The 1689-nt window shown below is 62.7% G+C and carries 1 protein-coding gene; it reads left to right on the top strand.

The annotated features are described in order from the left end of the window. Nucleotides 1-66: 66 nt before the first annotated feature. On the top strand, nucleotides 67-1689 hold a 1623-nt coding region (locus ACE3OH_RS22080), incomplete at its 3' end, for a proton-conducting transporter membrane subunit (RefSeq protein WP_374358410.1).

Raw genomic sequence — 1689 nt, 5'->3', positions numbered from 1 at the left:
ATTCTCCGTAATCAAAGTCTAAGGCTGGATTCCGGCATTTCCTCAGTTAAACTCGGGCGCATGTCCTTGTTTCTGATCCTTGTTCTACCTTTTCTCGGCAGCTTGTGCGCCGCACTGTTGCCCACCAATGCCCGCAATGCCGAAGCCTGGCTGGCGGGTATCGTCGCAGCTTCCGTCAGCGCCCTGATCCTGTGGCAACTGCCGGCGATTGAAACAAACGGAACGCTGTATTACGAACAAATCTGGTCGCCAACGCTGAAGATTGCCTTTCAGTTGCGCATGGATGGCTTCGCCTGGCTGTTTGCCCTGCTGGTGGCGCTGATCGGCCTGCTGGTGGTGTTTTATGCGCGCTATTACATGTCGCCGGAAGACCCGGTACCGCGCTTTTTTGCCTTCCTGCTCGCCTTCATGGGCGCCATGCTCGGCATCGTGCTGTCCGGCAACCTGCTGCAGCTGGCCATGTTCTGGGAACTCACCAGCCTCGCCTCATTCATGCTGATCGCCTACTGGCACCACCGCCAGGATGCCCGCACCGGCGCGCGCATGGCGCTCACCGTCACCGGCATGGGCGGTCTGGCCATGCTCGGCGGCATGCTACTGATCGGCCATATCGTCGGCAGTTACGAAATCGATGCCGTACTGGCGGCCGCAGAACAGATCAAGGCACACGCCTGGTATCCCGCCATCGTCTGCCTGATTGCCCTCGGCGCGCTGACCAAAAGCGCGCAGTTCCCCTTCCATTTCTGGCTGCCGCACGCCATGGCCGCCCCGACACCGGTCTCGGCCTACCTGCATTCAGCCACCATGGTCAAAGCCGGGGTGTTTCTCCTTGCCCGCCTGTGGCCGGTGCTGGCTGGCAGCGATCTATGGTTCTGGCTGATCGGCGGCTCGGGTCTCGTCACCCTGCTCATCGGCGGCTATCTTGCCCTGCTGCAGAACGACATGAAGGGCCTGCTGGCCTATTCCACCATCAGCCACCTCGGCCTGATCACCCTGCTGCTCGGCATGAACAGCGAACTGGCGCTGGTGGCGGCTGTCTTTCACATCGTCAACCACGCCACCTTCAAAGCCTCGCTGTTCATGGCCGCTGGCATTGTCGACCATGAAACCGGCACCCGCGACATCCGCCGTCTGTCCGGACTGCGCCTGGCCATGCCGCTGACCGCCGCCCTCGCCGGAGTCGCTGCGGCAGCGATGGCCGGGGTGCCGCTGCTGAACGGCTTTCTATCCAAGGAAATGTTCTTTTCCGAGACGGTGATGCTCGCCCGCCCCGAATGGCAACGCATTCTCCTGCCGGTCGTGGCGACACTGGCCGGCATGTTCAGCGTCGCGTATTCCTTGCGGTTCATTCACGGCGCTTTCTTCGGCCCGCCCACCACCGATCTGCCGCAGACACCGCACGACCCGACCCGCTGGATGCTGCTACCCAGCGCCTTGCTGGTCGCCGCCTGCCTGCTGGTCGGCGTCCTGCCCGGCGCCACCGTCGGCCCCTACCTGCACCTGGCGACCGACGCCCTGCTGGGCGCCCAGGCACCGATTTACGACCTGGCGATGTGGCATGGCGTCAATCTGCCACTGCTGATGAGCCTGGTCGCCCTGTTCGGCGGCATCACCTTGTACCAATTCGTGTTGCAGCCCTATGGCCAGAAACTACCCAGTCTGCGCCAGCTGGATGGCAAGACTGCCTTC

The organism is Chitinimonas sp. (assembly GCF_041904975.1).
In the GTDB taxonomy this organism is placed as follows: Bacteria; Pseudomonadota; Gammaproteobacteria; order Burkholderiales; family Chitinimonadaceae; genus Chitinimonas.
This window is presented reverse-complemented; position numbering and strand designations above follow the sequence as displayed.